Source organism: Corynebacterium efficiens YS-314 (genome assembly GCF_000011305.1).
Taxonomy (GTDB): domain Bacteria; phylum Actinomycetota; class Actinomycetes; order Mycobacteriales; family Mycobacteriaceae; genus Corynebacterium; species Corynebacterium efficiens.
Genome location: NC_004369.1, coordinates 1,012,181 through 1,038,068, shown reverse-complemented (window position 1 = coordinate 1,038,068; position 25,888 = coordinate 1,012,181). Strand labels below are relative to the sequence as shown.

At 64.6% G+C, this 25,888-nt stretch carries 24 protein-coding genes; 5 read left to right on the top strand and 19 right to left on the bottom strand.

The genetic code is table 11. The features are described 5' to 3' along the window. The 5 genes from CE_RS04990 to CE_RS04970 form a co-directional block, all read right to left on the bottom strand. Entirely contained in the window at positions 1–1,848 is a 1,848-nt protein-coding gene (locus tag CE_RS04990) for an ABC-F family ATP-binding cassette domain-containing protein (RefSeq protein ID WP_006770061.1), read from the bottom strand. A 12-nt stretch (positions 1,849–1,860) separates the two neighbouring features. Beyond that, the gene (locus CE_RS04985; protein WP_006770062.1) at positions 1,861–2,808 is read right to left on the bottom strand and encodes a 4-(cytidine 5'-diphospho)-2-C-methyl-D-erythritol kinase; all 948 of its coding nucleotides are present in this window, start codon (positions 2,806–2,808) and stop codon (positions 1,861–1,863) included. Then, positions 2,805–3,674, bottom strand: coding sequence for a 16S rRNA (adenine(1518)-N(6)/adenine(1519)-N(6))-dimethyltransferase RsmA (rsmA, locus tag CE_RS04980; protein ID WP_006770063.1), 870 nt, complete (start codon positions 3,672–3,674; stop codon positions 2,805–2,807). Before rsmA ends, CE_RS04985 begins: the two co-directional genes overlap by 4 nt. 134 nt (positions 3,675–3,808) lie before the next feature. After that, complete coding sequence (locus CE_RS04975; RefSeq protein WP_006770064.1) at positions 3,809–4,981, bottom strand: resuscitation-promoting factor; 1,173 nt, start codon at positions 4,979–4,981, stop codon at positions 3,809–3,811. Between the two features lie 174 nt (positions 4,982–5,155). Next, positions 5,156–5,992, bottom strand: a complete 837-nt coding sequence (locus CE_RS04970; RefSeq protein WP_006770065.1) for a TatD family hydrolase — start codon at positions 5,990–5,992, stop codon at positions 5,156–5,158. 20 nt (positions 5,993–6,012) lie between these two features. Between CE_RS04970 and CE_RS04965 the strand changes: the two genes are divergently transcribed. After that, positions 6,013–6,630, top strand: coding sequence for a cyclase family protein (locus tag CE_RS04965; RefSeq protein ID WP_006770066.1), 618 nt, complete (start codon positions 6,013–6,015; stop codon positions 6,628–6,630). On the opposite strand, the gene CE_RS04960 is transcribed toward CE_RS04965, so the two are convergent. From CE_RS04960 to rsmI, 4 genes are all read right to left on the bottom strand, one after another. Next, positions 6,617–8,668 (bottom strand): RecQ family ATP-dependent DNA helicase, encoded by a 2,052-nt coding sequence (locus CE_RS04960; protein WP_006770067.1) that lies wholly within the window; start codon positions 8,666–8,668, stop codon positions 6,617–6,619. The two genes, CE_RS04965 and CE_RS04960, sit on opposite strands and share 14 nt — an antisense overlap. 109 nt (positions 8,669–8,777) lie before the next feature. Next, positions 8,778–10,610, bottom strand: a complete 1,833-nt coding sequence (gene metG, locus CE_RS04955; protein ID WP_006770068.1) for a methionine--tRNA ligase — start codon at positions 10,608–10,610, stop codon at positions 8,778–8,780. A 50-nt stretch (positions 10,611–10,660) separates the two neighbouring features. Continuing rightward, positions 10,661–12,448: a BCCT family transporter gene (locus CE_RS04950; RefSeq protein WP_035109893.1), complete on the bottom strand. Its 1,788-nt coding sequence runs from the start codon at positions 12,446–12,448 to the stop codon at positions 10,661–10,663. A 160-nt stretch (positions 12,449–12,608) separates the two neighbouring features. After that, positions 12,609–13,457 (bottom strand): 16S rRNA (cytidine(1402)-2'-O)-methyltransferase, encoded by an 849-nt coding sequence (rsmI, locus tag CE_RS04945; RefSeq protein ID WP_006770070.1) that lies wholly within the window; start codon positions 13,455–13,457, stop codon positions 12,609–12,611. 47 nt (positions 13,458–13,504) lie between these two features. On the opposite strand from rsmI, the gene CE_RS04940 reads away from it, so the two are divergent. Beyond that, the gene (locus CE_RS04940) at positions 13,505–15,055 is read left to right on the top strand and encodes a dolichyl-phosphate-mannose--protein mannosyltransferase (protein WP_143758422.1); all 1,551 of its coding nucleotides are present in this window, start codon (positions 13,505–13,507) and stop codon (positions 15,053–15,055) included. Positions 15,056–15,071: 16 nt separating this feature from the next. On the opposite strand, the gene CE_RS04935 is transcribed toward CE_RS04940, so the two are convergent. The 8 genes from CE_RS04935 to CE_RS04900 all read right to left on the bottom strand — a co-directional run bounded on the left by CE_RS04935 (position 15,072) and on the right by CE_RS04900 (position 23,089). Beyond that, a complete protein-coding gene (locus CE_RS04935) occupies positions 15,072–16,262 on the bottom strand; it encodes an alpha-amylase family protein (RefSeq protein WP_006770072.1) in 1,191 nt (396 codons plus the stop codon). A gap of 14 nt (positions 16,263–16,276) precedes the next feature. Continuing rightward, positions 16,277–16,948 (bottom strand): zf-HC2 domain-containing protein, encoded by a 672-nt coding sequence (locus CE_RS04930; protein ID WP_035109949.1) that lies wholly within the window; start codon positions 16,946–16,948, stop codon positions 16,277–16,279. Further along, complete coding sequence (locus CE_RS04925) at positions 16,941–17,348, bottom strand: DoxX family protein (RefSeq protein ID WP_006770074.1); 408 nt, start codon at positions 17,346–17,348, stop codon at positions 16,941–16,943. The genes CE_RS04930 and CE_RS04925 overlap by 8 nt, the downstream gene beginning before the upstream one ends. Positions 17,349–17,363: 15 nt before the next feature. After that, a complete protein-coding gene (locus tag CE_RS04920) occupies positions 17,364–18,617 on the bottom strand; it encodes a CynX/NimT family MFS transporter (protein WP_006770075.1) in 1,254 nt (417 codons plus the stop codon). A gap of 73 nt (positions 18,618–18,690) precedes the next feature. Further along, positions 18,691–19,884, bottom strand: a complete 1,194-nt coding sequence (gene glpR, locus CE_RS04915) for a divisome protein SepX/GlpR (protein WP_006770076.1) — start codon at positions 19,882–19,884, stop codon at positions 18,691–18,693. A 92-nt stretch (positions 19,885–19,976) separates the two neighbouring features. Beyond that, positions 19,977–20,654 carry a GNAT family N-acetyltransferase gene (locus CE_RS04910; RefSeq protein ID WP_011075217.1) on the bottom strand — a complete coding sequence of 226 codons (678 nt, stop codon included), beginning with the start codon at positions 20,652–20,654 and terminating at the stop codon, positions 19,977–19,979. Positions 20,655–20,675: 21 nt separating this feature from the next. Continuing rightward, complete coding sequence (gene glp, locus CE_RS04905) at positions 20,676–21,935, bottom strand: molybdotransferase-like divisome protein Glp (protein WP_011075216.1); 1,260 nt, start codon at positions 21,933–21,935, stop codon at positions 20,676–20,678. 209 nt (positions 21,936–22,144) lie between these two features. Beyond that, complete coding sequence (locus CE_RS04900; RefSeq protein WP_006770079.1) at positions 22,145–23,089, bottom strand: UTP--glucose-1-phosphate uridylyltransferase; 945 nt, start codon at positions 23,087–23,089, stop codon at positions 22,145–22,147. Positions 23,090–23,161: 72 nt separating this feature from the next. Here CE_RS04900 and CE_RS04895 point away from each other — a divergent pair, with 72 nt between their 5' ends. From CE_RS04895 to mscL, 3 genes are all read left to right on the top strand, one after another. Then, positions 23,162–23,737 carry a 5-formyltetrahydrofolate cyclo-ligase gene (locus tag CE_RS04895; protein WP_006770080.1) on the top strand — a complete coding sequence of 192 codons (576 nt, stop codon included), beginning with the start codon at positions 23,162–23,164 and terminating at the stop codon, positions 23,735–23,737. Positions 23,738–23,752: 15 nt separating this feature from the next. Further along, entirely contained in the window at positions 23,753–24,400 is a 648-nt protein-coding gene (locus CE_RS04890; protein WP_006770081.1) for an SAF domain-containing protein, read from the top strand. A gap of 129 nt (positions 24,401–24,529) precedes the next feature. Then, on the top strand, positions 24,530–24,985 hold the full coding sequence (mscL, locus tag CE_RS04885; RefSeq protein ID WP_006770082.1) for a large conductance mechanosensitive channel protein MscL: 456 nt from the start codon (positions 24,530–24,532) through the stop codon (positions 24,983–24,985). A gap of 59 nt (positions 24,986–25,044) precedes the next feature. Here mscL and CE_RS04880 read toward each other — a convergent pair whose 3' ends face one another. Both CE_RS04880 and CE_RS04875 read right to left on the bottom strand, forming a co-directional pair. Continuing rightward, a complete protein-coding gene (locus CE_RS04880) occupies positions 25,045–25,227 on the bottom strand; it encodes a hypothetical protein (RefSeq protein WP_006770083.1) in 183 nt (60 codons plus the stop codon). Between the two features lie 15 nt (positions 25,228–25,242). Then, positions 25,243–25,833 carry a MogA/MoaB family molybdenum cofactor biosynthesis protein gene (locus CE_RS04875; protein WP_006770084.1) on the bottom strand — a complete coding sequence of 197 codons (591 nt, stop codon included), beginning with the start codon at positions 25,831–25,833 and terminating at the stop codon, positions 25,243–25,245. Positions 25,834–25,888 lie beyond the last annotated feature (55 nt).

The window sequence follows — 25,888 nt, the reverse complement described above, 5'->3', positions numbered from 1 at the left end:
CTACCCTTCTATCTCTTCGCCCAGCTCGAGCCACTGCATCTCCAGCTCGGAGTGCTCCTCCTGAACAGCACGGAGGGTGGTGTCCAACTCGGTCAGTTTCGCGGTGTCCATCTTCTCCGCGGCATCGGCGAGCTGCTGGTTGAGCTTATCCATCTGCTGATCGAGCTTGTTCATCTTGCGCTCCAGGGCGTTCATCTCCTTGGTGATGCGCTGGTGTTCCTGCGCGGAGATGGTCTTTGACGGGGTCGCGGAACTGGAAGCCCCGGCCTGGGGTGGGGTACCTGCAGTGTCCGACCCCGCGGTGATTCCCTCACCCAGGTCGAGCACTCCGGTGCCCTCGGCCTCCGCCATGGCTGTCCGACGCGCCAGGTACTCCTCGATGCCACCGGGCAGGTTGGTGAGTTTGCCATCGCCGAACAGCGCCCAGGTGGAGTCGGTGACACGTTCGATGAGGTACCGGTCGTGGGAGATGACCACCAGGGTGCCGGGCCACCCGTCGAGCAGGGATTCCAGCTCCTGGAGGGTGTCGATGTCCAGGTCGTTGGTGGGCTCATCCAGCAGCAGCACATTCGGTTCCGCCATGAGCACCCGGGTCAGCTGGAGTCGGCGGCGTTCACCACCGGAGAGGTCACCAACCGGGGTGCGCTGGCGTTTCGGGGAGAACCCGAGCCGTTCCGCCAGCTGGGAGGCGGAGATCTGCTTGTCACCCATCTGGACGTAGCTGGCCACATCCTCCACGCAGTCGATGAGACGACGTGACAGGTCCAGGTCATCGAGTTCCTGACGCAGCCATCCCAGACGCACGGTCTGGCCCTCGATGCGCCGCCCGGCGGCCAGCGGGTGCTCCCCGGCCAGAGCACGCAGCAGGGTGGTCTTGCCGGAACCGTTGACACCGACCAGGCCGATGCGCTCACCCGGTGCCAGGCGCCAGGTGAGATCATCCACCAGCATCCGTCCATCGGGGGTTTCAATGCGGGCATCCTCCAGCTCGATGACCACCTTGCCCTGACGGGACCTGGAGAAGGCCATGAGTTCAACCTTGTCGCGCGGTGGTGGAACATCCGAGATGAGTGCCTCGGCGGCCTCGATGCGGTATTTCGGCTTGGAGGTTCGAGCCGGTGCGCCACGGCGCAGCCAGGCCAGTTCCTTGCGGGCAAGGTTCTGCCGGCGCTGTTCGATGGCATCGGCCTGTCGGGCACGTTCCGCACGCGCGAAGGTCCAGTCGTTGTAACCACCCTCATAGGCATCCACCACACCGTCGTGGACCTCCCAGGTGGTGGTGGCAATCGTGTCCAGGAACCAGCGGTCGTGGGTGACCACCACGATGGCGAGTCTGCGGGAGAGCAGGTATTCCGCGAGCCACTGCACGCCCTCCACGTCCAGGTGGTTGGTCGGCTCATCGAGGATGATGAGGTCGAGGTCCTGCACGAGGGCGGCGGCGAGGTTGGTGCGGCGACGCTCCCCTCCGGAGAGCTGACCGACCCTGGTGTCCAGGCCCAGATCCACGATGCCGAGTCCCCCGAGCACATCGCGGACGGTGGCGTTGGAGGCCCATTCAAAAACCTCCAGGCCGAGCGGGCCGAGCACGACATCGGCGACGGTGTCCTCGTCATTGAGTTCGGCGCGCTGGGTCACCACCGCCATGCGCAGGTCGGAGTTGTGGGAGACACGGCCGGAATCCGGGGGTTCAATGCCGGTGAGCACCTCAAGCAGGGTGGTCTTGCCGCCGCCGTTGAGGCCGACGACACCGATGCGGTCGCCGGTTTGAACGCCGAGGGAGATGCCGTCGAGAAGCGTCTTGAGCCCCCACGTCTTGGTGACGTTCTCCAGATTGATCAGATTGGCCATTGGTGTTTTCTTCTACTCCGATTCGATGGACACGATGTGGGCGCCACGGTTCTTCGCGGGCCCGGGGACAGGACTGGTGGCGGGGTGGACGGACAGGCCGACACCCTCATCCATGAGGGCATCTGCGACATCCCGGGCGGACTGGGCATCATCACAGAGCAGGGCGATGGTGGGCCCGGAACCGGAGACCATCGTGGCCAGGGCCCCGGCGCGCAGGCCCGCCAACTGTGTCTTGCGCAGATCGGGCCGCAGGCTGAGTGCGGCAGGTGCGAGGTCGTTTTCCAACACCTCCGCGAGAGCCCCGGCGCTGCCGTCGAGCAGTGCCTGACTCATCGGGGTGACATCCATGCTTGAAGGCAGGGACATCTCGTCGAATTTGGCGAAGACCTCCGGGGTGGACAGGCCCTTCGGGGAGACCACCAGTGCCCAGTGGTAGGTGCCGCGGCTGAGCATGTCCACCAGCTGCTCACCCCGACCGGTGCCCAGTTTGGTGCCGCCGAGCAGGCAGAACGGGACATCGGAACCGAGTTCGGCGGCGACCTCGAGCAGGGTCTCCTCCCCGAAGGGACCGATCCAGGCATCCACCGCACGCAGCGCAGCGGCCGCATCGGCGGAGCCACCGGCCATGCCACCGGCGACAGGAATGCCCTTATCAATGTGCAGTTCGACAGCGGGCAGGGGTGTGCGGTCATGCTCGCGTCGGCGCCCGACGAGCGCATCAACCGCACGCCACGCCAGGTTGTCCGGGGTGGTGGGCACCCCACGCGGCCCGGTGACCGTCAGTTGCCTGACGACGCTCCCTTCCTCCACCAGCTCGTCCTCGAGCGTGGTCAGGGTGATCGTCTCCGCGAGATCAATGGTCTGGAAGACCGTGACCAGTTCGTGGTAGCCATCCTCGCGGGCGGGGCCGACCCCCAAGTGCAGATTGATCTTGCCCCAGGCCCTCGCGGTGATCCTCACGATCCGATCACCCCGGCCAGGCGCACATAATCAGCCACATCGAGGCGCTCGCCGCGCAGCTGCGGATCGATATCGGCTGCCCGCAGGGCCTCCTCCGCGGCCGAGGCGGAACCGAAATGGCCCGACAGTGCGGCGCGCAGGGTCTTGCGGCGCTGCAGGAAGGCGGCATCGATAACCGGCCACACCTTCGCACGGGTGGCATCATCCTGCGGCCACGGGGTGTGAGTGCGGATGATCTTGACCAGACCGGATTCGATCTGAGGTGCCGGCCAGAACACATGCTTGCCGATGGTGCCCGCCTTGGACACCTCACCATAGAACGAGGCCTTCACGCTGGGCACACCATAGATCTTCGATCCCGGGACCGCGGCCAACCGGTCGGCGACCTCCAGCTGGACCATGACCAGCACCTTCGTGATGCTGGGGAATTCCGCCAGCATGTGCAGCAGCACCGGGACGGAGACGTTGTACGGCAGATTGGCCACCAGCGCGGTGGGCTGGGTGGTGAAATCGGACTGCTGCACCTTGAGCGCGTCCTTCTGCACCACGGTCAGTTTGTCTGCGAGTCCGGGGGCCCGCCAGGCGAAGGTGGCGGGCAGTTCAGCGGCCAGGCGAGGATCGATCTCCACCGCGGTGACCGACGCCGCCTTCTCCACCAGCGCCAGGGTCAGTGACCCCAGGCCCGGGCCGACCTCCACCACATGATCCTCCGGGGTCAGGTCAGCTGCGGTGACAATGCGTCGCACGGTGTTGGGATCGTGGACGAAGTTCTGCCCCAACTTCTTCGTCGGGGTGACATCGAGCTTTTCCGCCAGCGCGCGGATCTCAACGGGTCCGAGCAGCTGTGCACCTGAAGGTTCTTCCATAGCATCCCAATCTACCGCCCGGTTGTGGGATTTCTACCATTGACCGTGCCGGTGATCCCGCCAGACAGCTGGTGCCCGGGTATCCCGTGCGGACTTCCCCTACGGACTTCCCCCGTATATGCTTCCCCCGGGTGTTAGCGGATCCCCAGCTTGGCGGTGCAGGCCGGCCAGGCTCCCCAACCCTGGGCCGCCTGGACCTTCTGGGCGATGGCGATCTGCTGCTCGCGGGAGGCACCGGCTGCGGTGGGTGCATACTGGCCGCCACCGTAGGCCTGCCAGGTCTGGGGGTGGAACTGCAGACCACCGGAGAAACCATTGCCGGTGTTGATAGACCAGTTGCCGTTGGATTCACACTGTGCCAGCGCATCCCACACGGAACCACCGGCCACGGACGGGGCTGCGGAACCGGATGTTGAGCTGCTGACTGTAGCGGGGGCCGCCTTGGTACCACGCTTGATGGTGGTGGGGGTCGCGGCGGTGAGCTCGACCTCACGCAGGACGGTGTTCTCTGCCTCGACACCGTTGACGGTGACGATCTGGCGGGTGATCTCCTTGGCTCCCGGGGTCCCCTCGGTGACCACGGTCTCGGTGCCCTTGTCAGCCTCCGGGTCATCCACATAGGTCACGGGTGCTGCGATGTCGACGGTCTCGGTGACCTCGGAGGTCTCCACACGGTCGATGATGATCTCGGTGTTGGTGGTGATCCGGTGGTTGGCGTCCAGGTTGAGGCGGTCATCCTCATCGATGGTGATGCCGCGACGTTCCAGCACCTCCCCGACCGTATCGGCGGCGATGGAGGTGTACACCACGCGGCCACCGTCGTTGATGGAGATGATCTTCGGCTTGGTCACCTTCAGTTGAAGACCGGAGTCCGGGATGGTGGTGTCCGGATCGGCGTCGATGGCATCGGCTGGGCTGATCTCGTCCAGCTCGCCGAGGAGGTCCTCGACGCTGACGGCGGTGGTGGTGAGGGTTTCCTCCCGGCCGTCGACCACGAGCGCGACCTGCTTGGCGGTGCGCACGGTGACCACCGACTCACTGGTCAGGGAGGAATCAGGTGCCGGGGAGACGAAATCCTGCGCGCCCAGCTCCACGCCGGCCTGCTCCAGGGCACCCTCGACGGTCCCCGAGAGGGTGGTCAGCGCGATCTGCTCGCCATTGACATCGATGATGACATCCTTCTTGGCGGTGGCTACGGTGACCCCACCGATGAGCAGGGTGGCGAGCATACCGCCAGTGGCCAGACGCAAGGGCACGGACCGGGTGCCGTTGAGTTGGTTGATCCGGGATTTCTGATGAATCGCCATGTGAATGCTCTACTTCTTCGCTCTCGGGGTGATGAACACTTAGTCACAATACGATAACGGCCCCTGAGAGTCCAGAACTTAACCCCGATGACATGCAACCTTCTACGCAACTGTCCCACTATTCACAGATGACCACGACCTTCACCGCCGATGTGGGCTATGTCACTAGTCTGGTTATGGCTGCGTCGTGAGCCCATAAACCCGGTCGAAGTTGGCCCCCAGTACCTCGGCGAGCTCCTCGACCGCCATGCCACGCACCTCGGCGAGACACAGGGCGGTGTGACCGATCAGCGAAGGCTCGTTCCTGCTCCCCCGGAACGGCTCCGGGGTCATGTACGGCGCATCCGTCTCGATGAGGATCTGCTCCAGCGGTGCCAGACGCGCCGCCTCGCGCAGCTCCTCATTGCGCTTGAAGGTGACATTCCCGGCGAAACTCAACACATATCCCCGATCGAGTGCCTCCCGGGCCATCTCCAGGGGTGAGGAGAAACAGTGCAGGATGGTGTTCGGGGCGGCCGGTGCATCCGCCAGCACCCGCATGAGGTCCGCATCCGCCTCCCGGTTGTGGAGCATCAGGGTCTTGCCCGCGGACACCGACAGGTCGATGTGCCAGCGCAGCGCCTCCTCCTGGGTCTCCAGATCCGCGGTGTTCTCCGGGTCGTGGGTGATCCAGTAGGTGTCCAGGCCGGTCTCCCCCACCGCCACGCAGGCCGGATCGGCAACCATCTCGGTCAACTTCTGCCGTGCGACCTCATCCAGCTGCCCGGCCTTGGTCGGGTGGATGGCACAGGCCGCCCACACATTGTCGAACTGCCGGGCCGCGTCGAGTGCGAGCCCGGCCTCCTTGAGGCCGTCACCGACGGTGCAGAGCTTGTCGACGCCCGCCTCCCCTGCTCGTGCCACCAGCGTGGCGATATCATCCCTGCACGAGGTCAGGTGGGTGTGGGCATCGATGAGTCCGGGGATGAACTGGGCCGGAACCGGAATGGGACGGGGCTTCTTCTTAGACATAGGGCTTATATTCTAGTGCCATGAAGGTCATTGATCTCTCCCACCCGTTCCGACCAGGTCAGCCCCGGTATCCCGGTGATCCGGACCAGATCACGGAGACGTTGACCACCATTGCTGATGATGGGTTCCTCATGCACCGCTACCACCTCGTGGGGCCCTGGGGAACCCACATTGACGCGCCGGCGCACTTTGATCTAACGGGACGCACCCTGGATGAGATCGCAGTGGATGAGTTGACTCTTCCTCTATATACGGTGCGGTTTGAGCAACCAGGTCTTCTGACCCCGGATCATCTGCGTGAGTCCGAGGCCACCCACGGCCCGATTCCCGCAGGGTGCTTCGTGGCCCTGCATACCGGATGGTCCTGGGGTGCCGAGGGCACGGCTCCCGGGTGGAGCATTCCGGCCCTGGAGTACCTCCATGACCGTGGTGTCACAGCGATCGGCCATGATCTCCCCGACACCGACCCCACCCTTGAGGCCCAGAGCTGGTGGCTGCACCATGACCACTGGCAGATCGAGAACCTCACCCGGCTGGAGGAGGTACCCGCCACCGGTGCCACCATCGTCTGCGCCTTCCCCGTTCCGGTGGGTGGGGTCAGTTTCCCGGTGCGCCCCCTGGTCTTTATCCCCGACTAGCCAGCGCGAACGGCAGGACGTCCTGCCCGGAGCGTTCCGCGATGCCGCTTCCAGCCACGGTCACCGACCATCCGGTGTCGATGAGATCGGTAACCAGGAGCACCGGACCGTCCACCAGGTTCAGACCCTGGGAGTAATCCCAGTGATCCAGCAGTGCCGCCACCCGGTAGGCGGAGTTCTGCGCAGTCACCTCCACCGCCCCCGGCGCCACCGGGAGCACCCCGGCGTAGTTCATCCGCCCCACCCGGGCGATGGCTTCCGCCACCTGCTGAGTCAGGGCGGTCCTTTTCTCATCCACCTGCCCCAGCGCTGCGACATTGACCGGGCGGGTGGCCCAGTCCCAGTCCGCCAGCACCGCGATGATCCGCTGCATCCAGGGATCCTCGGTGAAGGTGCATGAGTCCAGCAACTCCCGCAGGGCCGGGCCACGGCCGATGTCGTTGAGGCGCCCCAGTGCACGGCCCTCGTTGAGACCCCTGATCTTCCCCTTCACGGCGATGCCGGTGGGCCACTGTTTCCTGGCCTGCACCCGGATACCCGGCGCGCTGAGCTGCCTGCCCACCTCGGCGGTGACGGCACTGTCGGTCTCGGTGGGCCAGTACCTTCCGGTGCAGTTGTCGCAACGTCCGCAGGGATCGGTGGCGGTGTGGTCATCCAGTTCACGGCGCAGATAGAGCATCCGGCACCCGTCGGTGCGCTGGTAGGTGAGCATGCTGTTCTGTTCCTCTGTGCGGGCCTGTTCCAGACCGCGGTAGCGCTCGGCATCGTAGATCCACTCAGCCCCGGTGGTGACCCAGCCACCACGCACGCGACGGACCGCGCCGTCCACGTCAAGCACCTTGAGTACCTGTTCCAGGCGCGACCGGGAGAGATCCACCTGGGATTCCAATCTGATGGTGGACTGCGGCTCCTCGGTGAGGACACTGAGCAGCTGGCGGACCACAGGTTCTTTAGGGAAGGACACGGAGGCGAAATACTCCCAGATCTCCTTGTCTTCGATGCCGGGCAGGAGGATGACATCGGCGCGATCGGTGCCACGGCCGGCGCGGCCGATCTGCTGGTAGTAGGACACCGGGGAACCGGGTGCGCCCAGGTGGACCACGAATCCGAGGTCAGGTTTGTCAAAACCCATGCCGAGTGCGGAGGTGGCCACCAGTGCCTTGATCTCATTGTTGAGCAGGGCTTGTTCCAGGCGTTCGCGTTCCCCGGCCTCGGTCCGGCCGGTGTAGGCGGCCACGGTCCAGCCCACCGCGGTGAGTGCATCAGCCAGGTCATGGGCGGCAGCCACCGTCAGACAGTAGATGATGCCGGAGCCCTGGAGCTGGTGGAGGTGGGTGGCCAGCCACGCCGGTCGTGCTGTGGAATCCGGGATGTTCACCACCGCGAGGTGGAGTGATTCCCGGTCCAGTCCACCACGCAGCAGACCGGTATCCTCCCCGAGCTGTGCCCGGACATCCTCCACCACGCGGTCATTGGCGGTGGCGGTTGTTGCCAGCACCGGCGCCCCCGGTGCCAGGCCCGCCAACAGGTCACGGATGCGACGGTAATCGGGGCGGAAATCATGACCCCAGTCGGAGATACAGTGCGCCTCATCCACCACCACCAGCCCGGTCTCCGCAGCCAGGCGGGGCAGGACAGCATCCCGGAAATCGGGGTTGTTGAGGCGTTCCGGGGAGATGAGCAGCACATCGACTGCGCCTGCGGTCACCTCCGCCTGGATCTGATCCCAGTCGGTCATATTCGCGCTGTTGAGGGTGGCCGCCCGGATCCCGGCGCGTTCCGCCGCCGCGACCTGGTTACGCATCAGCGCCAACAGCGGCGAGATGATCACCGCGGCCCCGGCTCCCCGGGCGCGCAGCAGCTTGGCGGCGATGAAGTAGACCGCGGATTTACCCCATCCGGTGCGCTGGACCACCAGCATGCGTCTGCTCTGGTTGACCAGGGCATCAATAGCCACCCACTGGTCATCGCGGAGGGTGGCCCCTGGTCCGGCGATACCCTCCAGGAGCTGGTTGGCTTCTTCTCTCGTTGCGTTCATGCCCTCCACCTAACACCATAGGGTGGACACGGGGGCACCCGCCCGTAAAAGGTGCCAAGGGGATAGGAAAAGCGGGACCTTGAAGAAGGTCCCGCTGTCCGTGCGTCGTCTAGCTCTGTACCGGTGCCCACTCCGGGCCGGTCTCGCCGAGCTCGGGGTCGAGCTTGGTCACCAGCGGCGCCGGCTTGTTCAGGGGTGTGCCGGGCACCATGTCGATGCGCTCCCACTTCGCCGCCTGCGCCTGGTAGTCACCCATGATCACCGGGTAGGTGTGCTCCGGGTCGGGCAGCCCGACGCCGACGGGCTGACGGGGGGACTCATTGGTCACCTCGACGATCTGGGGGCTGGCCGCCCAGATACCCTCACGCCCCAGGGTCTCGTGGACCTTCTGCGCGGTGTGCGGCAGGTAGGGGGTGAGCATGGTGTTACAGTCGGACACCACCTGCAGGGCGGTCCACAGCACGGTGGCCAGTCGCTCACGCTGGGTCTCGTCCTTGGCCAGCTTCCACGGCTCCTGCTCGGCGATATACGCGTTGGCCTCGCCGACCACGTGCATGATCTGGGTGATGGCGTTTTTGAACTTGGACAGTTCCAGATCAGCGCCCGCCGAGTCGAAGGTGGAGGCCGCCAGGTCCAGGATGCGCTGGTCGGAATCGGTCAGTGCACTGGGCACCGGCACCTCGCCGAAGTTCTTGTGGGCCATGGACACGGTGCGGTTGACCAGGTTGCCCCAGCCGTTGGCCAGCTCATTGTTCACACGGCGGACGAACTCGTCCCAGGTGAAGTCGGTGTCGTTGTTCTCCGGGCCGGCCACCGCGATGAAATAGCGCAGCGGGTCGGGACCGAACTCGGCGAGGAAGTCCTTGACGTAGATGACCACGCCCTTGGAGGAGGAGAACTTGGAACCGGACATGGTGAGGAATTCAGAGGAAACCACCTCGGTGGGCAGGTTGAGCTCACCCAGGTCCCCGACCTCTCCCCCACGGGAACCCCTGCCAGCGTAACCGAGCAGTTCGGCCGGCCAGATCTGGGAGTGGAAGGTGATGTTGTCCTTGCCCATGAAGTAGTAGGACGAGGTCTCCGGATCATTCCAGAAGGTGCGCCACGCCTCCGGGTCGCCGGTGCGCCAGGCCCATTCGATGGAGGCGGAGAGGTAACCCACCACGGCGTCGAACCAGACGTAGAGCTTCTTGGCGTTGTTGTCCTGCCAGCCCTCGACGGGGATGGGGATACCCCAGTCGATGTCGCGGGTCATCGCACGTGGCCGGATGTCCTCCAGCAGGTTGAGGGAGAACTTCAGCACATTGGGGCGCCAGTCCTCGCGTCCCTTCAGCCACGCGGTGAGGGAATCCGCCAGGGCGGGCAGGTCGAGCAGGAAGTGTTCGGTCTCCACGAATTCGGGGGTTTCGCCGTTGATCTTGGAGACCGGGTTGATCAGGTCGGCCGGGTCGAGCTGGTTGCCGCAGTTGTCACACTGGTCGCCGCGTGCGCCGTCGGCGTGGCAGATCGGGCAGGTGCCCTCGATGTAACGGTCCGGCAGGGTGCGGCCTGTCGACGGGGAGATCGCACCGAGGGTGGTCTCCTTGATCATGTACCCGTTGTCGTGCAGACCGCGGAAGAGTTCCTGCACCACGGCGTAGTGGTTGGAAGTGGTGGTGCGGGTGAACAGGTCATAGGACAGGCCCAGGCCGGTGAGATCCTCGACGATCTGGCGGTTGTACTTGTCCGCCAGCTCCTGGACGCTCACCCCCTCCTTGTCAGCCTGGACCAGAAGTGGGGTGCCGTGTTCGTCGGTTCCGGAGACCATGAGCACATTGTTGCCACGCATTCGCTGGAACCTCGCGAAGACATCGGAGGGGACACCGAACCCCGCCACATGTCCGATGTGACGGGGTCCGTTGGCATAAGGCCAGGCAACAGATACGAGCACGTTCTTGGTCATGCGTACCACCTTAATTTATGGTGCGCGGTTAAGCCGTATCGAGGTGTTGCTTAACGACGACGTGCCATGCGCTCGGCCTGCCGCTCACGCTTCTTCCGGGCCAACTCGGCACGCCGCTGGGCTTCTGCGTGGATCCGGCGCTCACGTGCCAGACGCGCCGCGAACCTCTGTTGCTCCCGGTAGTCGACGTAGATGATGTCATTGCGCAGATCCTTCACGATCGCGAACATCAGGCCGATGATCACGAAGAGGAAGGGAGTAGCCGCGACGATTGTGACGTTCTGCAGATTATTCAGGGCGTTGTCACCACCCGATAGGAGCAGCGTCAGGCCGATGGCGGCGGTGGCCACGCCCCAGGAGGCCGAGACCCACCTGTTGGCGTCCAATTTTCCGCGCTGGCTCAGTATCCCCATGACCGTGGATGCGGAATCCGCAGAGGTGATGAAGAAGGTGCTCAGCAAAATCATGGCGACAATTGAAACGACCTGACCACCGGGTAGGGACTGCAACAGCGAGAAGAGCTGCTCCTCCGCCACGCCTTCACCCCAGATGGACTCGCCACCCTGTTCCTTTGTGATGGCGGTACCCCCGAAGATGGAGAACCACACGGTGGACACACCCGCGGGTACGAGCATGACACCGATGATGAATTCGCGGATGGTACGTCCACGGGAGATACGTGCCAGGAACATGCCCACGAAGGGTGACCAGGAGATCCACCAGGCCCAGTAGAAGATCGTCCAACCGCTCAGCCACTCGCCCGCGGTGCCATCCGCGCTGACGGCGGTGCGGCTGGCCATCTCAAAGAAGGAGGAGAAGTACGCACCGATTGAGGTGGGGATCATGTTGAGGATGGACACGGTCGGACCGACCACAAATACGAAGATTGCCAGGATCGCCGCCAGGACCATATTGCCGTTGGACAGGTACTGGATGCCCTTACCCACACCGGACAGCGCAGACAGGATGAAGGCAAGAGTCAGCACGGAGACGATACCCAGCACGGTCCACTGGCTCGGATCCTCGATGATGCCGGCGGCGGACAGCCCGGCGCCGATCTGCAGGGCACCCAGGCCCAGGGAGCATGCGGTGCCGAACACGGTGGCGATGATGGAGAGGATATCGATCAGACGCCCCAACCAGCCAGTGGCACCCTTCTCTCCGATGAGTGGTACGAAGGCGGAACTGAGCAGCTGCCTACGCCCCACCCGGAAGGTGGAGTAGGCGATGGCCAGCCCGACGATGGCGTAGATCGCCCAGGGATGCAGGGTCCAGTGGAACAGGGTGGAGGCCATGGCGGTCCCCACCTCCTGGGGCTGGTGGGCGGGAACACCATTGCGGTAGAAGGTTAGCGGCTCAGTGGTGCCGTAGAACATCAGGCCGATGCCCATGCCTGCGGCGAACATCATGGCGATCCAGGACACGGTCCGGAACTCCGGCGCTTCATCCTGATGACCCAATCTGATCTGGCCAAATTTGCTAGCCGCGATGACTATGGCGAAAAACACGAAAACGGTGCCGAAGAAGACAAAGGCCCAGCCGAGGCTATCCACCACCAAGGTCAGCGCGGTCTCGGCGAAGGAGGAGAAGCTGTCCGGCAGACCGATGCCCCAGGCCACAGCAATGAGCACCACGACGAGGGCAGGAATGATCACCCCCCAGTTGAGAGAGAAATCCTGCTTCTCACTCTCCGGAGGAAACCCAGCCGGGGAGTCAGCCGTATCAACCTCCGCGGTACGTGAACTTTCAAGCAGACCAGCCAGTTCCTCCGTGGCAGTCAGCTCCTCGGCTTCATCATCCACCGGGGGTTGGTGTGAATATGGATCGGGTGTAGTCATGGAAACCACCTTTATGTGGACTCAACTGGGAAGCAAATCCGGTTCCACTGAATGCTTACTGTTAGTGGGCTCTGCCTGACCCGGCTTTACATCCCCGAGATGTGGATGAAACCCAGCCTAGTGGGGCTTTCCGACCAGCCTGATCACAAAGGTATAACGATTACTGATCGCGGGCGGTGATGACGGCGTCGTAAAGCTCGTTCTTGCTCACCCCGTGGACCCGCGCCAGGTCGGCGCACACCGCCTTGAGTCGTTCACCGGCGTCGACACGCGCCTGGGCGAGGGCGACCAGGGAGTCCACATCGACACTGACATCCCCCGCGCCCTCGATGACCACGGTGATCTCACCGCGCACCCCGTCGGTGGCCCACTCCGCCAGTTCCGGCAGGGTGCCCCTCCGGACCTCCTCGTAGGTTTTGGACAATTCCCGGCACACCGCTGCACGCCGGTCCCCCAACACCTCCGCCGCGGCGGCCAGGGTGTCCGCGATGCGGTGCGGTGATTCGAAGAAACACACCGCCCGCTGTTCGGTGCGCAGGCTCTCCAGCCAGGTCATCCGGGCACCGTGTTTGCGGGGCGCGAAACCATCGAAGGCGAACCGTCCGACATGCAGACCCGACAGCGCGAGCGCCGTGGGCACGGCGGAGGGCCCGGGGAAACACGTGACCGGGATACCGGCATCATGGGCGGCATCGACGAGCGCGAACCCCGGATCGGAGACCACCGGCATGCCGGCATCGCTGACGATCACCACGCTGCCCGTGCGGGCGGCAGTGAGGAGACGCGCCACCCGTGATTCCTCATTGTGGTCGAAGTTGGACACCACCTGCCCCGTGATCTCCACCCCGAGTGCGGCCGCCAGGGCCCGGGTCCGGCGGGTGTCCTCCGCCGCGATGACGGTGGCGTTGGCCAGGGCATGAACCAGACGCGGGGAGGCATCCCCGATGTTGCCGAGCGGGGTGGCGGCGATGATGATTCCGGTGGGCAGGGTTAGTTCAGCGACATCCATTCCCCCAGCTTCCCACAAAAATGTTCCCAGACCCTAGAATCAACGGGGTGAGCCAAGCCCTGCCAGTTCGTAACCAGGTGCGGGACCAGGGTATGTTCGCCGGTACCCGTGCCCCCGCCCCACCGACGTTTCGATGGACCCCCCAGGACACCTGGACGTGGGCCCTCATCGCGGTGTTCGCCACCCTGACCCGGTTCATCGGGCTGACCAATGCAACATCCTCCGGCACCCCGGTCTTCGACGAGAAACACTACGTCCCTCAGGCGTGGGACATGGTCGAGTCCTGGTTCAACCCCGTCCTCGGTGGCATCGAATCCAACCCCGGGTTCGGACTGGTGGTGCACCCTCCCCTGGCCAAACAGATCATCGCCCTGGGAGAGATGGTCTTCGGGTATACACCTCTGGGCTGGCGGGTCATGGCTGCCCTCTTCGGCACGCTGACCGTACTGACCGTCATGGCCCTGACCCGTCGTCTCAGCGGATCCACGGTGGTGACCTTCATCGCCGGTATCATCGCCACCGCCGACGGGGTGCTGCTGGTGTCCGCCCGTTTCGGCATGCTGGACATCTTCCAGGTCTTCTTCATCACCGCCGCCGCGTGGACCCTGGTCCGCGACCACCAGCAGATGCACCACCGGTTGCACACCGCCGCTGTCACCGCCAGTGAATTCGGTCCCCGGTTCGGTTTCCGCTGGTGGCGTTTCACCACCGGTGTCCTCCTCGGCCTGGCCCTGTCGGTGAAGTGGTCCGGGTTGTACTACATCGCCTTCTTCGGCCTGGCCAGTGTGTTCCTCGATCTGTGGCTGCGCAAACGCTACGGGGCGCGGCGCTATATCGTGGGCACCCTGCGCAACGACGTACTTCCGGCCCTGGCCTCCCTGGTACTGCTGCCGGCCCTGCTCTACATCTGGAGCTGGCGGGCATGGTTCGCCTCGGAAACCTCCGTCTACCGGCATGCCAACTCCGACGGCACCATCGAGGGCAGTTCCTTCCTCAGCCTGCTTCCGGATTCTGTCGCCGGCTGGTTGCACTACCACTTCAGTGTGCTGGAGTTCCACGGCTCCCTGACCAGCTCCGCGGGACACAGCCACCCATGGGATTCCAAGCCGTGGTCCTGGCTGGTAGCGGGACGACCGATCCTCTACTATTCCTCCACCGACATCGAGTGTGCGGTGGGTGATACCTGCCGACGCATGATCTACCTCTTCGGCACCCCCGCCATCTGGTGGCTGACGGTTCCGGTGATCTTCTGGGCCCTGTGGTCCCTGATCATCCGTAAACAGCGCGCCTACATCGTCCCGCTGGTGGCCTTCGCCGCAGGTTTCCTGCCCTGGCTAGCCGCCTACGACCGACAGATGTACTTCTTCTACGCCGCCGCCCTCGCCCCGTTCATCGTGGTGATGCTGGCGCTGACCTGTGGCGAGCTCTGGCAGCGTGGCACCATGCTGAAAAACGGGTTGACCACCGGTTCCATGGCGGTGGTCGGGTATGTGGCACTGGTGGTCACCATGTTCCTGGCGTTCTCACCGATCCTGTACGGCTACCTCATCCCGGATTCCGTCTTCGATTCCCTGATGTGGCTGCCGAGCTGGCGTTAGGCCGAGCTGCCCCTTCTCAGGCGGGGTGGCTGTAGCGCCGGCCGGCGTTATCGGTGATCTCCATGCTGCAGCGGACGCTGTCGAGCTTCACCCGCACCCAGTTGCCGGTGTCCACGCCACGGGCATCAACCTCATGGGAGCGGTAGGTGATCTGGGTGTTGGCCAGGTCCTCGACCTCGGTGCGTGCGGCGTGCAGCCAGGGGTTGGTGCGGCGGAACGCGATGAGATCGTGGTAGATCTGACGCATCCACCCGCCCAGGGGTGAGTACTCCTCCGGCAGTGGCGGGCGGATCTGGTCATCGCCGCCGAAGCGTTCCTCCTTCACCCCGGTCACGGCCTGCTCATCGCCGTAGTAGATGCTCGGGGTGCCACCGACGGTGAACAGGACGGCCGCCGCCAGGGCGGCCTTCTCCGGCCCGACCTGGGTGGCGATCCTGGTGACATCATGGTTGCCCACGAAGGTCTGGGGGACGAAATGCTCCAGAACATCATTGTGGCGGCGCAGGGTCCATTCCAATTCGAAGAAGTTCCCCTCCTTCAGGCTGCTCCAGATCGCCTTCCACAGTTCATACTGGGTGACCGAGTCGATGCCGGATTCGGCGACGTACGCGGCATAGTCACCGTGGATCATCTCGCCGAGGATCCAGGCGTCGGGGTGGGTTGTCCGCACCCGGGGCAGGACGCTGCGCCAGAACGACGGATCGATCGCGTACACCGCATCCAGGCGCCAGCCCGCAATCCCCCGGTCCAGCCAGTAGGTCATCACCTCCACCACCAGATCCGCCACCTCTTCACGGGTGTGATCCAGTTCGACCAGTGCGTCATGGCCTTCGAAGGCCCCACCGGTGGTCAGGTGTGTGTACCCGGAGTTGCGGGAGACGTGGTTGAACACCCCGTCGAGAAGCACCCCGATCCCGCGCGCGCGGGCGGCGTCGATGAACGCCACCAGGTCGGCCTCATCACCCAGGCGGGGGTCGATGGTGAAGAAATCCAGGGTGTCGTATCCGTGGGTGTCAGAGGCGAACACCGGACCGAGCAGCACCGCGTTGCACCCGAGTTCCACCACGTAGTCCAGCCACTGTTCGAGAACGGGCAGACGGTGGGTTGGTGGCTGGGTCAGTTGCTGGGGCTCGCCCGGGAAGATGGGCGCACCCGTGGCGCCGAGGGGGTAGACATGCCAGATGATCGCGTGTTCAGCAAAACTCATGGCACCCACACTAGTCAGGATGGGGTCGCGCTGATAGAACTCCAGGTCCGGCGCAGCACACCGGCCCCCAGATGATTGAGCCAGGTCAAGCCGAGCACCACCGCTGACACCAGCAGCAACACTATGGTGGTGGCGGTGGTGGAATCTGCGGTGTCGACGAGCAGATCCCGCGCCGCGAACCCGAGACTGAACGTCCACAGCGCGCCGAAGATCGGCAGCATGCCCGTGATGATCGACGGTTTCCACGCCGCGAAGAACAGACCCACGGCCAACCCCAGGCGGAAGGTGGCGGCCTCGGCGGCCAGGCGAGCGGTCAACGGGTCGTCCTGGATGCTTATCGACGCCGTGTCCCCCAGCATCGTTCCCGCCCACACGGTATACACCACCGCCAGTACCACCAGCACCAACCGCAATACGGTGTTGGCGATGACCCGCGTGTTCGCCCGGCGCCGCCACTGGGGTTCCACCTCCGCGAGGATGATCTCCGACAGATCCGGGGGCACCATGGTGCGGGGTTCCACCGCCGACAGGCTCAACGTCCTGTTGAGGGCCGCGGCCCGGTCGTAGAAGGTACGGCAGGCCTCACAGTGGGCGAGGTGGGTGTCGATCACCGCATCATCTATCCCGGTGGGTTCACCATCCAACCGCGCGGACAGGGCGGCCTGGATCCCATGACAATCAACCACGTGTGAGAACCCCATCAATACTCGCCCGGCCGGAACCGAAGACCACGATCATCATCAGCGAGACGATGATGAGCAGGGGGAATTCCAATCCATTGGTGCTGACGAAGAAACCGGCGTCCAGGTGCACGAAGTACACCGCGGCGAGCATGAGCAACGCCAGGGCACCGGCCACGAAGGTGGTCAGCAGACCCACCACGAGGAAGGCACCGCCGAGCAGCTCCGCGACCGCCGCGATCCACACCGACAGTGTCGGCTGTGGCACCCCCCAGGCCGAGAATTGGCCGGTGGTGGCCGTGGTGCCACTGATGAACAGTTTCTCCCACCCGTGTGCCACGAAGATGATGCCGAGCACAACGCGAAATAGCAGCAGGGCTGCATCCCTCACGACCGGTTTATCCATGTTTGACAGGTTACCTCAGCCACCGGACACAGTTGATCCGGACGGTGATGCGTCCTGCCCCGCCACCGCGGGGGCATCCAGCTCATCGTCGACCATGCGGTTCCGGGCGGCACGGTAGCCCACCGCCCCGAGGACGACGGTGCCGGCGGCCAGGATCGCAAGGATGGGTGGCCAGGAGCCGAACACACCGAACAATGCCCCGACCACGAGGGGCCCCAGCGCGGCGAGCAGGTAGCCGACCGGTTGGGCGAAACCGGACAGACTGGCGGTGACACGGGGGTCTCGCGTGCGGGCGGGGATCAGGGCGATGGCCATGGGGAAGCACAGTGCCCCCACGCCCAGGAAGAAACACCACAGCCACCATGCCTGGGTGGGCAGGAACCAGATGCCCAGATAACCGGTGAGCATGCAGGCGGCGAGGAATACGGGGATGCGCGCCAGGTGATGGTCCCGGGTCCGGGCAATGGTCACCGGCATGATGAAACCTCCGATGATCCCCAGCACACCGAGGATCGCCAGGCCGATGGTCGCGTTGCCGGAGCTGACACCGCTGTCGATGAGGATCTTGGGCAGCCATCCCATCTGGATGTAGGCGTTCATGGACTGCAGGCCGAAGAACAGCATGATGAACACCGCGGTGGGTGATGTCCAGATCCGGCCCCGGGTGCCCGTGGTCACGGTCTCCGCGGGGAAGTCATGCCGTTTGACGGCCCACATCGGCAACCAGATCAGCACCTGCGCCAGGCCGGCGAACGCCCAGATGAAGATCGCCCAACGCCACCCGTCCTCCCCGGCGAACACCAGGGCCGACAGTGGGCCCACCGTGGACCCCACCCCGAGCACGGAGGTGTACACCGTCATCAGCGCGACGGTGTTCCTCCCGCCATGCGTCTTGACCCAGGCAGGCAGCAGGACATTGGCGACGGCGATGCCGATCACCACCAGACCGGTGAGGAAGATGAAGCTCCAGATATCCCCCACCCACGGCCGGACCGCCAGGCCGATCAACCCGATGACCATGCCCGTTGTCATAGCCCCGGACAGACCGATCCAACGGGCCAGGGGCACGGCAGCCACACCGAAGATGGCGAAGGTCAGTCCCGGGATGGCGGTGATGATGCCCGCCTGCGTCTCGGTCGCGTCGAAGGCGACGATGATGTCATCGAGGACGGCCCCGACGGACACGATGGCGGTACGAAGATTGAAAGCCGCCACGAGGACGGCTATGAAGGCAAAGATCTGTGTGCCTCGGGATGGAGCTGTGACCATAGACGGCCACTCTACCCCGGAAGCAGAAACGGTCTAGCGATTTATGTGACGCGGGAGGTTCAGCCCGGGCGGTTCAGCTGACGCGACGGATGCGGTCGGTCCCATAACCATCGTCATGGTCCTCGACGGGCAGGTAGGTGGTGTCCAGGCCCTCGAAATCAGGGCTCTCATCATCAAGCTCGAGAACGACGGCACCGGGACGACGCAGACGCGGTGGCAGTTCCCCGGAACTGCGCACACCCATGCGGGACCGTCGGAGGCGTCGGATCCTGCGGGCACGCAGCTCATTCTCGGCACGGACCTGACGACGCAGTGCCACCAGGTACAGCGCGGTCATCGCCACGGCGACCGCCGGTAGTGCCCAGACACCACCGCCGAGGACGAACCCCAGGATGACGGTCACGACCACCGCGACCCCCAGCCCCAGGAGGGTGCGCTGACGGCGGATGTGCTGGTTGTGGGCGAATTCCCGGTCTGCCTGGGGATCATAGTAACCACGTCCACGACGACGGGCGGCGAACTCCATGTCGGCCTGGGTCAGCTCCCCATTGTCCTCCTCCGGGCTGTGCGACCGCGTCGTGTCCTCGGCATGATCCCCGCCAGTGGCACCGGCTTCCCGGGCTGCACGGTAATCAGCGATGGCGCGCACGCGTTCCTCGTGGTGCATGAGATCGATCGGTGCGTTGTAGCTGTCATCCAGGGCGTAATGATCCTCGGCGTTCCACTCCGCGATGACCTCAACGTCCGGACGGACATCGGTGTTGTTGAGGGTCTCCTCATCGACATCCACCTCGGCGTGAACATCGATCTCGACCTCATCCTCCGCCTGGTCGTCCGTCTCGACTGCAGGTTCTGTCACCCCGGCGGTGACCGTGGTGGCGGTGTCAGCCGCGGCGACTACGGCGCTGAGGGCGGTGGAACCGGTGCCGGTGCGTTCCTCGTCATCGCGGTTATCACGGTCGTCCCGGTCATCCCGGTCACTGTCCTCGCGGGTGCCCTCGCGACGGTGGCGGAAAATACTGGGGGAATCCTCCAGCTCGTACTCCTCGTCCTCCCGGTCGGTGGTGGTGTCATCCTCCTCCCCGGTGTCCCCACCGAGGCGGGGACGGCGGCGCATCGGAACGCTGCTGCCGCCCTCGAGGATGACACGTGTGTCATCGAAAGCCTCACCGGCCTTCCGGATTGGCTTCTGGCTCCGAAGAAGCAGCGGTGCGAGCACAACAAGCCACACCACCACGATCAGGCCGATCAAGAGGAAATTGGACACTTAAAGCACCAAACCTTCCGAGACGGGTGCACGTTCAAGACAATTACGACACTAACGGGTGTGACGGTTTCAACACGACCGCCACGCCGGATTCACGGCCTCAAACGACCAGCCTGTCTGAGGCGCGCCACCGCGGTCGATGGGTATTCATCTGCCAACAATGCCACAAAATGGTGATCCATCCACCGGCCGTCGATGTGGAGGTTGCGGATGAAGTACCCCTCCTCCCGGAAACCGGACAGCGCCAACACCCGCCCCGAGGCCGGGTTGCTGGGCAGGTAGGTGGCGGTGAGCCGGTGCAGACCGACCCGTCGAAAAGCATGGTCGACGCCGAGCGCGCAGGCGGCGGTGGCCACTCCCCTGCCGGTCACCCCGCTGTAGACCCAGTACCCTATCCACGCGTCGGACACACCACCATGCTGGATGTTGCCGACGGTCAGCTGCCCGACGAAACGACCATCCAACTCGATGACCAGGGGCAGGACCGTTCCCCGGCGCGCAGCCCGGAGGAGATAGGCCGAGGTGTCCCACCACGCCATCTTCGAGTGCGCATCCCGCCAGGAACCCGGGACGGTCGGCTCCACCGGTCGGAGGTGCTGCTCATCGCGGATCCGCAGCGTGGACCATGCCTGGTAGTCAGCCCTCCGGAGGGGACGCAGACGCAGTGAACCACCGGCGGGCAGGGTGACCTGCGGGGTGGATTCCCGCCATCCCGGATGGGTCAGATGCGGGCGGTCCCGACTGGGACCCGAGGCGAATGGTTTCAACATGGGAAGATCCGTCCCTCCCCCTCATCGACCCTGCGCCAGGAAGATGACATCAACGACATCGCCAGGGCGGATCTCGGTGACCTCCTCGGGGATCCGGATCATGGCGTTAGCCTCGGACAGTCCGGCGAGCAGGTGGGAGGGCGCACCGGTGGCCCCACCCAGCGCCTCCACCAGATAATCCTGGGTCTCCGCATCACGCATGAGGCGGGACCGGATGAACCCCTTCCGTCCCGCGACGGAGGCGACATGGTTGAGCGCCCGCGCCCGCACCACCCGCCGGTTCGCATTCGACTTGCCCAGGCTGAGTCGGATGAGGGGTCGGACGAAGGTCTCGAAGATCACCAGGGAGGCCAGAGGGTTGGAGGGCAGGAGGAACACCGGAATACGGTTCTCCCCCAACAGCCCGAACCCCTGGACCGACCCCGGGTGCATGGCCACACGCTCGGTGTCGATCTCGCCGAGTTCACGCAGCACCTCCCGGACGTCCTCGGAGGCGGAGCCCCCCACGGCTCCGGCGATGACCACGATCTCGGCGCGCAGCATCTGCGATTCGATGATCTCCTTGATGCGCCGCGGTTCACCGGCGGCGATGCCGTAACGGTAGACATCGGCGCCGGCTTCCCTACCGGCGGCGGCGAGGGAGTAGGAGTTGACGTCATAGACCTGCCCCAGACCGGGCTGCCGATCGATGTCAACCAGCTCCGCCCCCACGGAGATCACCGACATGCGGGGACGGGGGTAGACCAGCACCTTGGATCGCCCGACCGCGGCGAGCAGTCCGATCTGGGCGGGACCCAGCACCGCACCGGCGCTGACGGCGACATCACCCGGTTGGATGTCATCACCCTCCTTGCGCACAAACTCACCCGAGCGAACGGGGCGTTGCGCTGTGACGCGCTTGCGTCCGCGGTCGCTCCAGGCCAGGGGCAGGACGGCATCGGCGAGGGTGGGCAGGGGCGCACCGGTCTGGACACGCACCGCCTGCCGGGGTTGGAGGCGCAGGGGTTGTTGTGAACCCGCCGCCACCTCACCGACAACCGGGAGGGACTTCTCCGGCGGGGCCACCGGTACCTCCCGGCTCAGCGACCGCTCACCACCGACATCCACGGCACGTACTGCATAACCATCAATCGCTGCCTGGGCGAAACCAGGCAGCGCACGGGTCGCCTGGACATCCTCGGCGCACATGAGACCGAGTGCCTCGGCGATGGCGATACGCACCGGCTCCGGTGCCACCGCCGCCTGCGTCACCATAGCCAGCTGTTGTTCGACTGACCGCAATAGGACCTCCTTCAGGAACAGCGAGCTATCTTACGTCGGTTGGGTGGCCACCCGGGTGGAAACCCCGAAGCAGTAACGACAGTGGGTCCCACGATCCCTGCGGGGTACACACCGGGAGAACGGGACTGTGAACCAAACTACCGACCCCCGGGCCATCCCGGTGGCTCATGTCACCGGGGTGAACCGAACCCCTCCGGCCGGGGGCCTGCTCACCTGATGGCGGAGGCATCGACCACGCCATGATCCACCATGATCTGGGCGAGTGCGCGACGAAGCTGGGGACCGTACACGGGATGGTCCAGACCAAAGTCGACGCATGCCGGGATATAACCACCGGGGTTGCCGAGATCGTGTCGTTTACCACGGTGGACGACGATGTGAACCGGGTGCCCGTCGTCGATAAGCAGGGCGATGGCATCGGTCAGCTGCAGCTCCCCACCGGCACCGGGGGTGATACGCCGCAGGGCGTCGAAGATGGACCGGTCAAGAAGGTAACGGCCGGTGGCCGCGAGGTTGGAGGGGGCATCCTCAACAGCCGGCTTCTCCACCATCCCGGTCACCCGCTTGACATCCTGGTCAGCACCATTATCATCAGCGTTCTCCACCCGGAAGATGCCGTAGTTGCTCACCTCATCATCAGCAACCTCGACGGCACACAGGACGGAACCACCGAACTCCGCACGTACCTGCGCCATGCGTTCCATGACCCCGAACGGCAGCACGAGATCATCGGGCAGCATGACCGCAACGACATCCTCATCCGCATCGAGCACGGACTCAGCCAGTCCCACAGCGTGCCCCAGTCCGAGGGGGTGCTCCTGAGTGACGGGAACAGCGTCGATGAGCCCCGCCGCACGACGGACCTTCTGCAACTGGTCTGTCTTTCCCCGCTCCTCCAGGGTGGCCTCCAGCTCGGTGAACCGCTCAAAATGCGCGAGCACCCCTGCCTTGTTGGGTGCGGTGATAACCGCCAGGCGGGTGGCCCCCAACTTGGCGGCCTCCTCCGCGATCAACTCGATGCCAGGGGTATCCACAACCGGGAGCAGTTCCTTGGGAACCGTCTTCGTGGCGGGGAGAAAGCGCGTCCCCATTCCAGCGGCAGGCACCACGACAGTCTTGACCGCGTTCACATGCTCTTTGATAGACAGACTCATGGACACCACCCTACCTGCAGGCGTCTGGCCAAACCCCGTGCCCCACCGGAAATAAGGGATATCCTTTAAACCATGAGCGAGAGCAAACAGAAGCTGCGGGACAAGCTGCAAGAGGCACGCGCCACCATGCCGGAGGACCGTCGGGAGGCCGAGAACGCCGCCCTGATAGCGAATATCTCCTATTATCTACGGTCCAAACGCCCCCAGCGGGTGGCCGCGTACGTGCCCACCCGCACCGAGCCGGGTGGGCGGTTGCTTCTCGACGCCCTCCAGGCCGAGGTTCCCGCCGTGATCCTGCCCGTCGCCCTTGATGATGGCCGCATGGACTGGGCCCTCTACGAGGGCCCGACCGGACTGGTACCCGGCCCCTTCGGCATCCGGGAACCCTCCGGGACGCGGCTCGGTCCGGAGGCCGTGAACTTCTGCGACGTGGTGATCGCCCCCGCACTCGCCTGTACACCGGAGGGCATCCGGCTCGGCAAGGGCGGGGGTTATTACGACCGCGCCCTGGCCACCGGCATGAAGGGGACCACCCTCACACTCCTGTTCAACGGTGAGATCCGTGAGGACATCACCGTGGAGGAACACGACCTCCCGGTCAATATCATCATCACCCCCGCCGGGGTGCGGAACCTCGGGCGCACTTAAACAGTCCAAGAGGGTATGAACCTGAAAACAACCCTCACCACTCCCGGGTGGCACCGCACCCTTCTGCTCCGCCGCGCTCTGGCCGCCACCCTGCTCATCGTCGCCGGCTTCCTCTTCGCCGGTTCTCTGATCAGCACCGATCCCCGGGTGGTTGTGTTCTCCCGGGACATCCCCGCAGGCACCGAAATCACCGACCAGGACCTGGAGTTGCGACGGATCCCCGCAGATCTCGTTCCTGATCAGGTCATACGCATCCCGGAGGAAGCACTCGGCAGGATCACCGCATCCTCGGTCACCGCCGGGGAATGGGTCACCGCCCCCAGGTTTGTCGGCACCGAGCTGGTGTCCTCCCTCACAGATGATATTGACCCCGCTGCGGCTTCCACCGACCCGTTCAACATGGTCCCGCTCAAACTCGCCGACCCTTCCATCATCCCCCTCCTGCTGCCCGGCGACACGATCTCCGTAATCTCCCAGAACCCGGACACCGGCCTACCCGCCACCATCGCCTCCGGCGGAAAGGTGGTGCTGGTCGGAGATACCGCCGGGGCAGACCCCGCAACTGTCCTCATCGCACTCCCCCAGACCGATGCAGCCGCCGTGGCAGCGGCCGCCCTCAATTCCCCACTCGCGGTGGTGCTCACCGGTGATCGCACCGGCTGAACTCCGGCCTCTTCCGATGCGTCCCGGGCCGATTCCCCGCTAGAGTACAGATGTGGCCCACACCCCGGTATGAACACCCGGGTCACCTGCACATCATCCCCATTGAACTCATGAATCAGGAGCACCCGCATGCTTAAAGGCTTCAGGGATTTCATCCTTCGCGGCAATGTCGTCGAGCTGGCCGTGGCGGTGGTCATCGGAACCGCCTTCACCGGCATCGTGACCGCCTTCTCCACCCACATCATCAATCCGCTGATCGCCTCGGTAGGAGGGGCTGATGTCTCCGGGCTCGGATTCCACATCTTCGCAGACAACCCGGCCACCTTCATCGATTTCGGCGCCGTGATCACCGCCGCCATCAACTTCCTCATCATCGCGGCCATCGTCTACTTCGTCCTCATCACCCCGATGAACAAACTCAACGAGGCCCTGGCCCGACGCAAGGGGGTGGAGGAGGAAGAGGAGGCACCCGCCTCCCTGGAGGCCGAGCTGCTCACCGAGATCCGGGATCTGCTCCTGGAGCAGAAGAACCAGCAGGCTGCCGGTGCGCAGCAGACCGGTTCGGATGACCGGCCCGGACTCTAGATCCCGGAAATGCCAAGAACCACCCCGCGGTGGGGGTGGTTCTCTCAACCGGTATGGGATCAACCATGGTGGGGTGGCAACTGCTCCTGCCAGAAATCCTCATCCACGGGTGTGTCATCCTGCTCGGGATCGAGGATGACCTCCCGGGCCTCATCACCCACCGGCAACGGTGCCGGGGTGTCCGCCGTCCTGTCATAGTCCCCGGCGGGTGATTCCCTGAAAACTCGCCTGCGTTTCCTCATCACCTACCAGACCCCCTAGACGACAGAAGCCTGCATCTGATCCACCACATGGTGAACCAGCGGTCCCACAGTGGTCATGCCCTCCCGGATGGCTTCATCGGAGTCCGCGAGATTGACCACCAGGGTCGACCCCGAGATACCGGACACCCCGCGCGACACACTCGCATCCACAGCTCCGGAGGCCAGAGCTGAGGACCGCAGTGCCTGGGCGATACCGGGGACCGACTGGTCCAGAATCGAGCGGGTGGCCTCAGGAGCCCTATCCCGCGGTCCGACACCGACACCACCGACGGTGAGCACCAGGTCGGCACCACCTACCACGGCGGTTTCAATAGCCTGACGGATCTGGGACTTCTTGGACGGAACCTGGACCACCGCATCAACAGCGAAACCGGTTTCCACCAGAAGTTCGGTGACCAGACAACCTTTTTCCTGTGCGACCGCATCCGGATGATCGGTGATCAGCACGACAAGGGCCCGACGGAAGCTGGAGGGATTCGACTCCTGTTCCGTCGCCATCAGATATTCCGGGTCCGGCTCCACATTGGGGAGGGGCTCCCGGTTCTCCAGGACATCAGTGAGATTTCCCAGCGGATCGTTCGTCATCGTTCCTCGCTCAAACTTCAATAGGGCCGTTTCAGTCACATGCTCTGCACTCAAA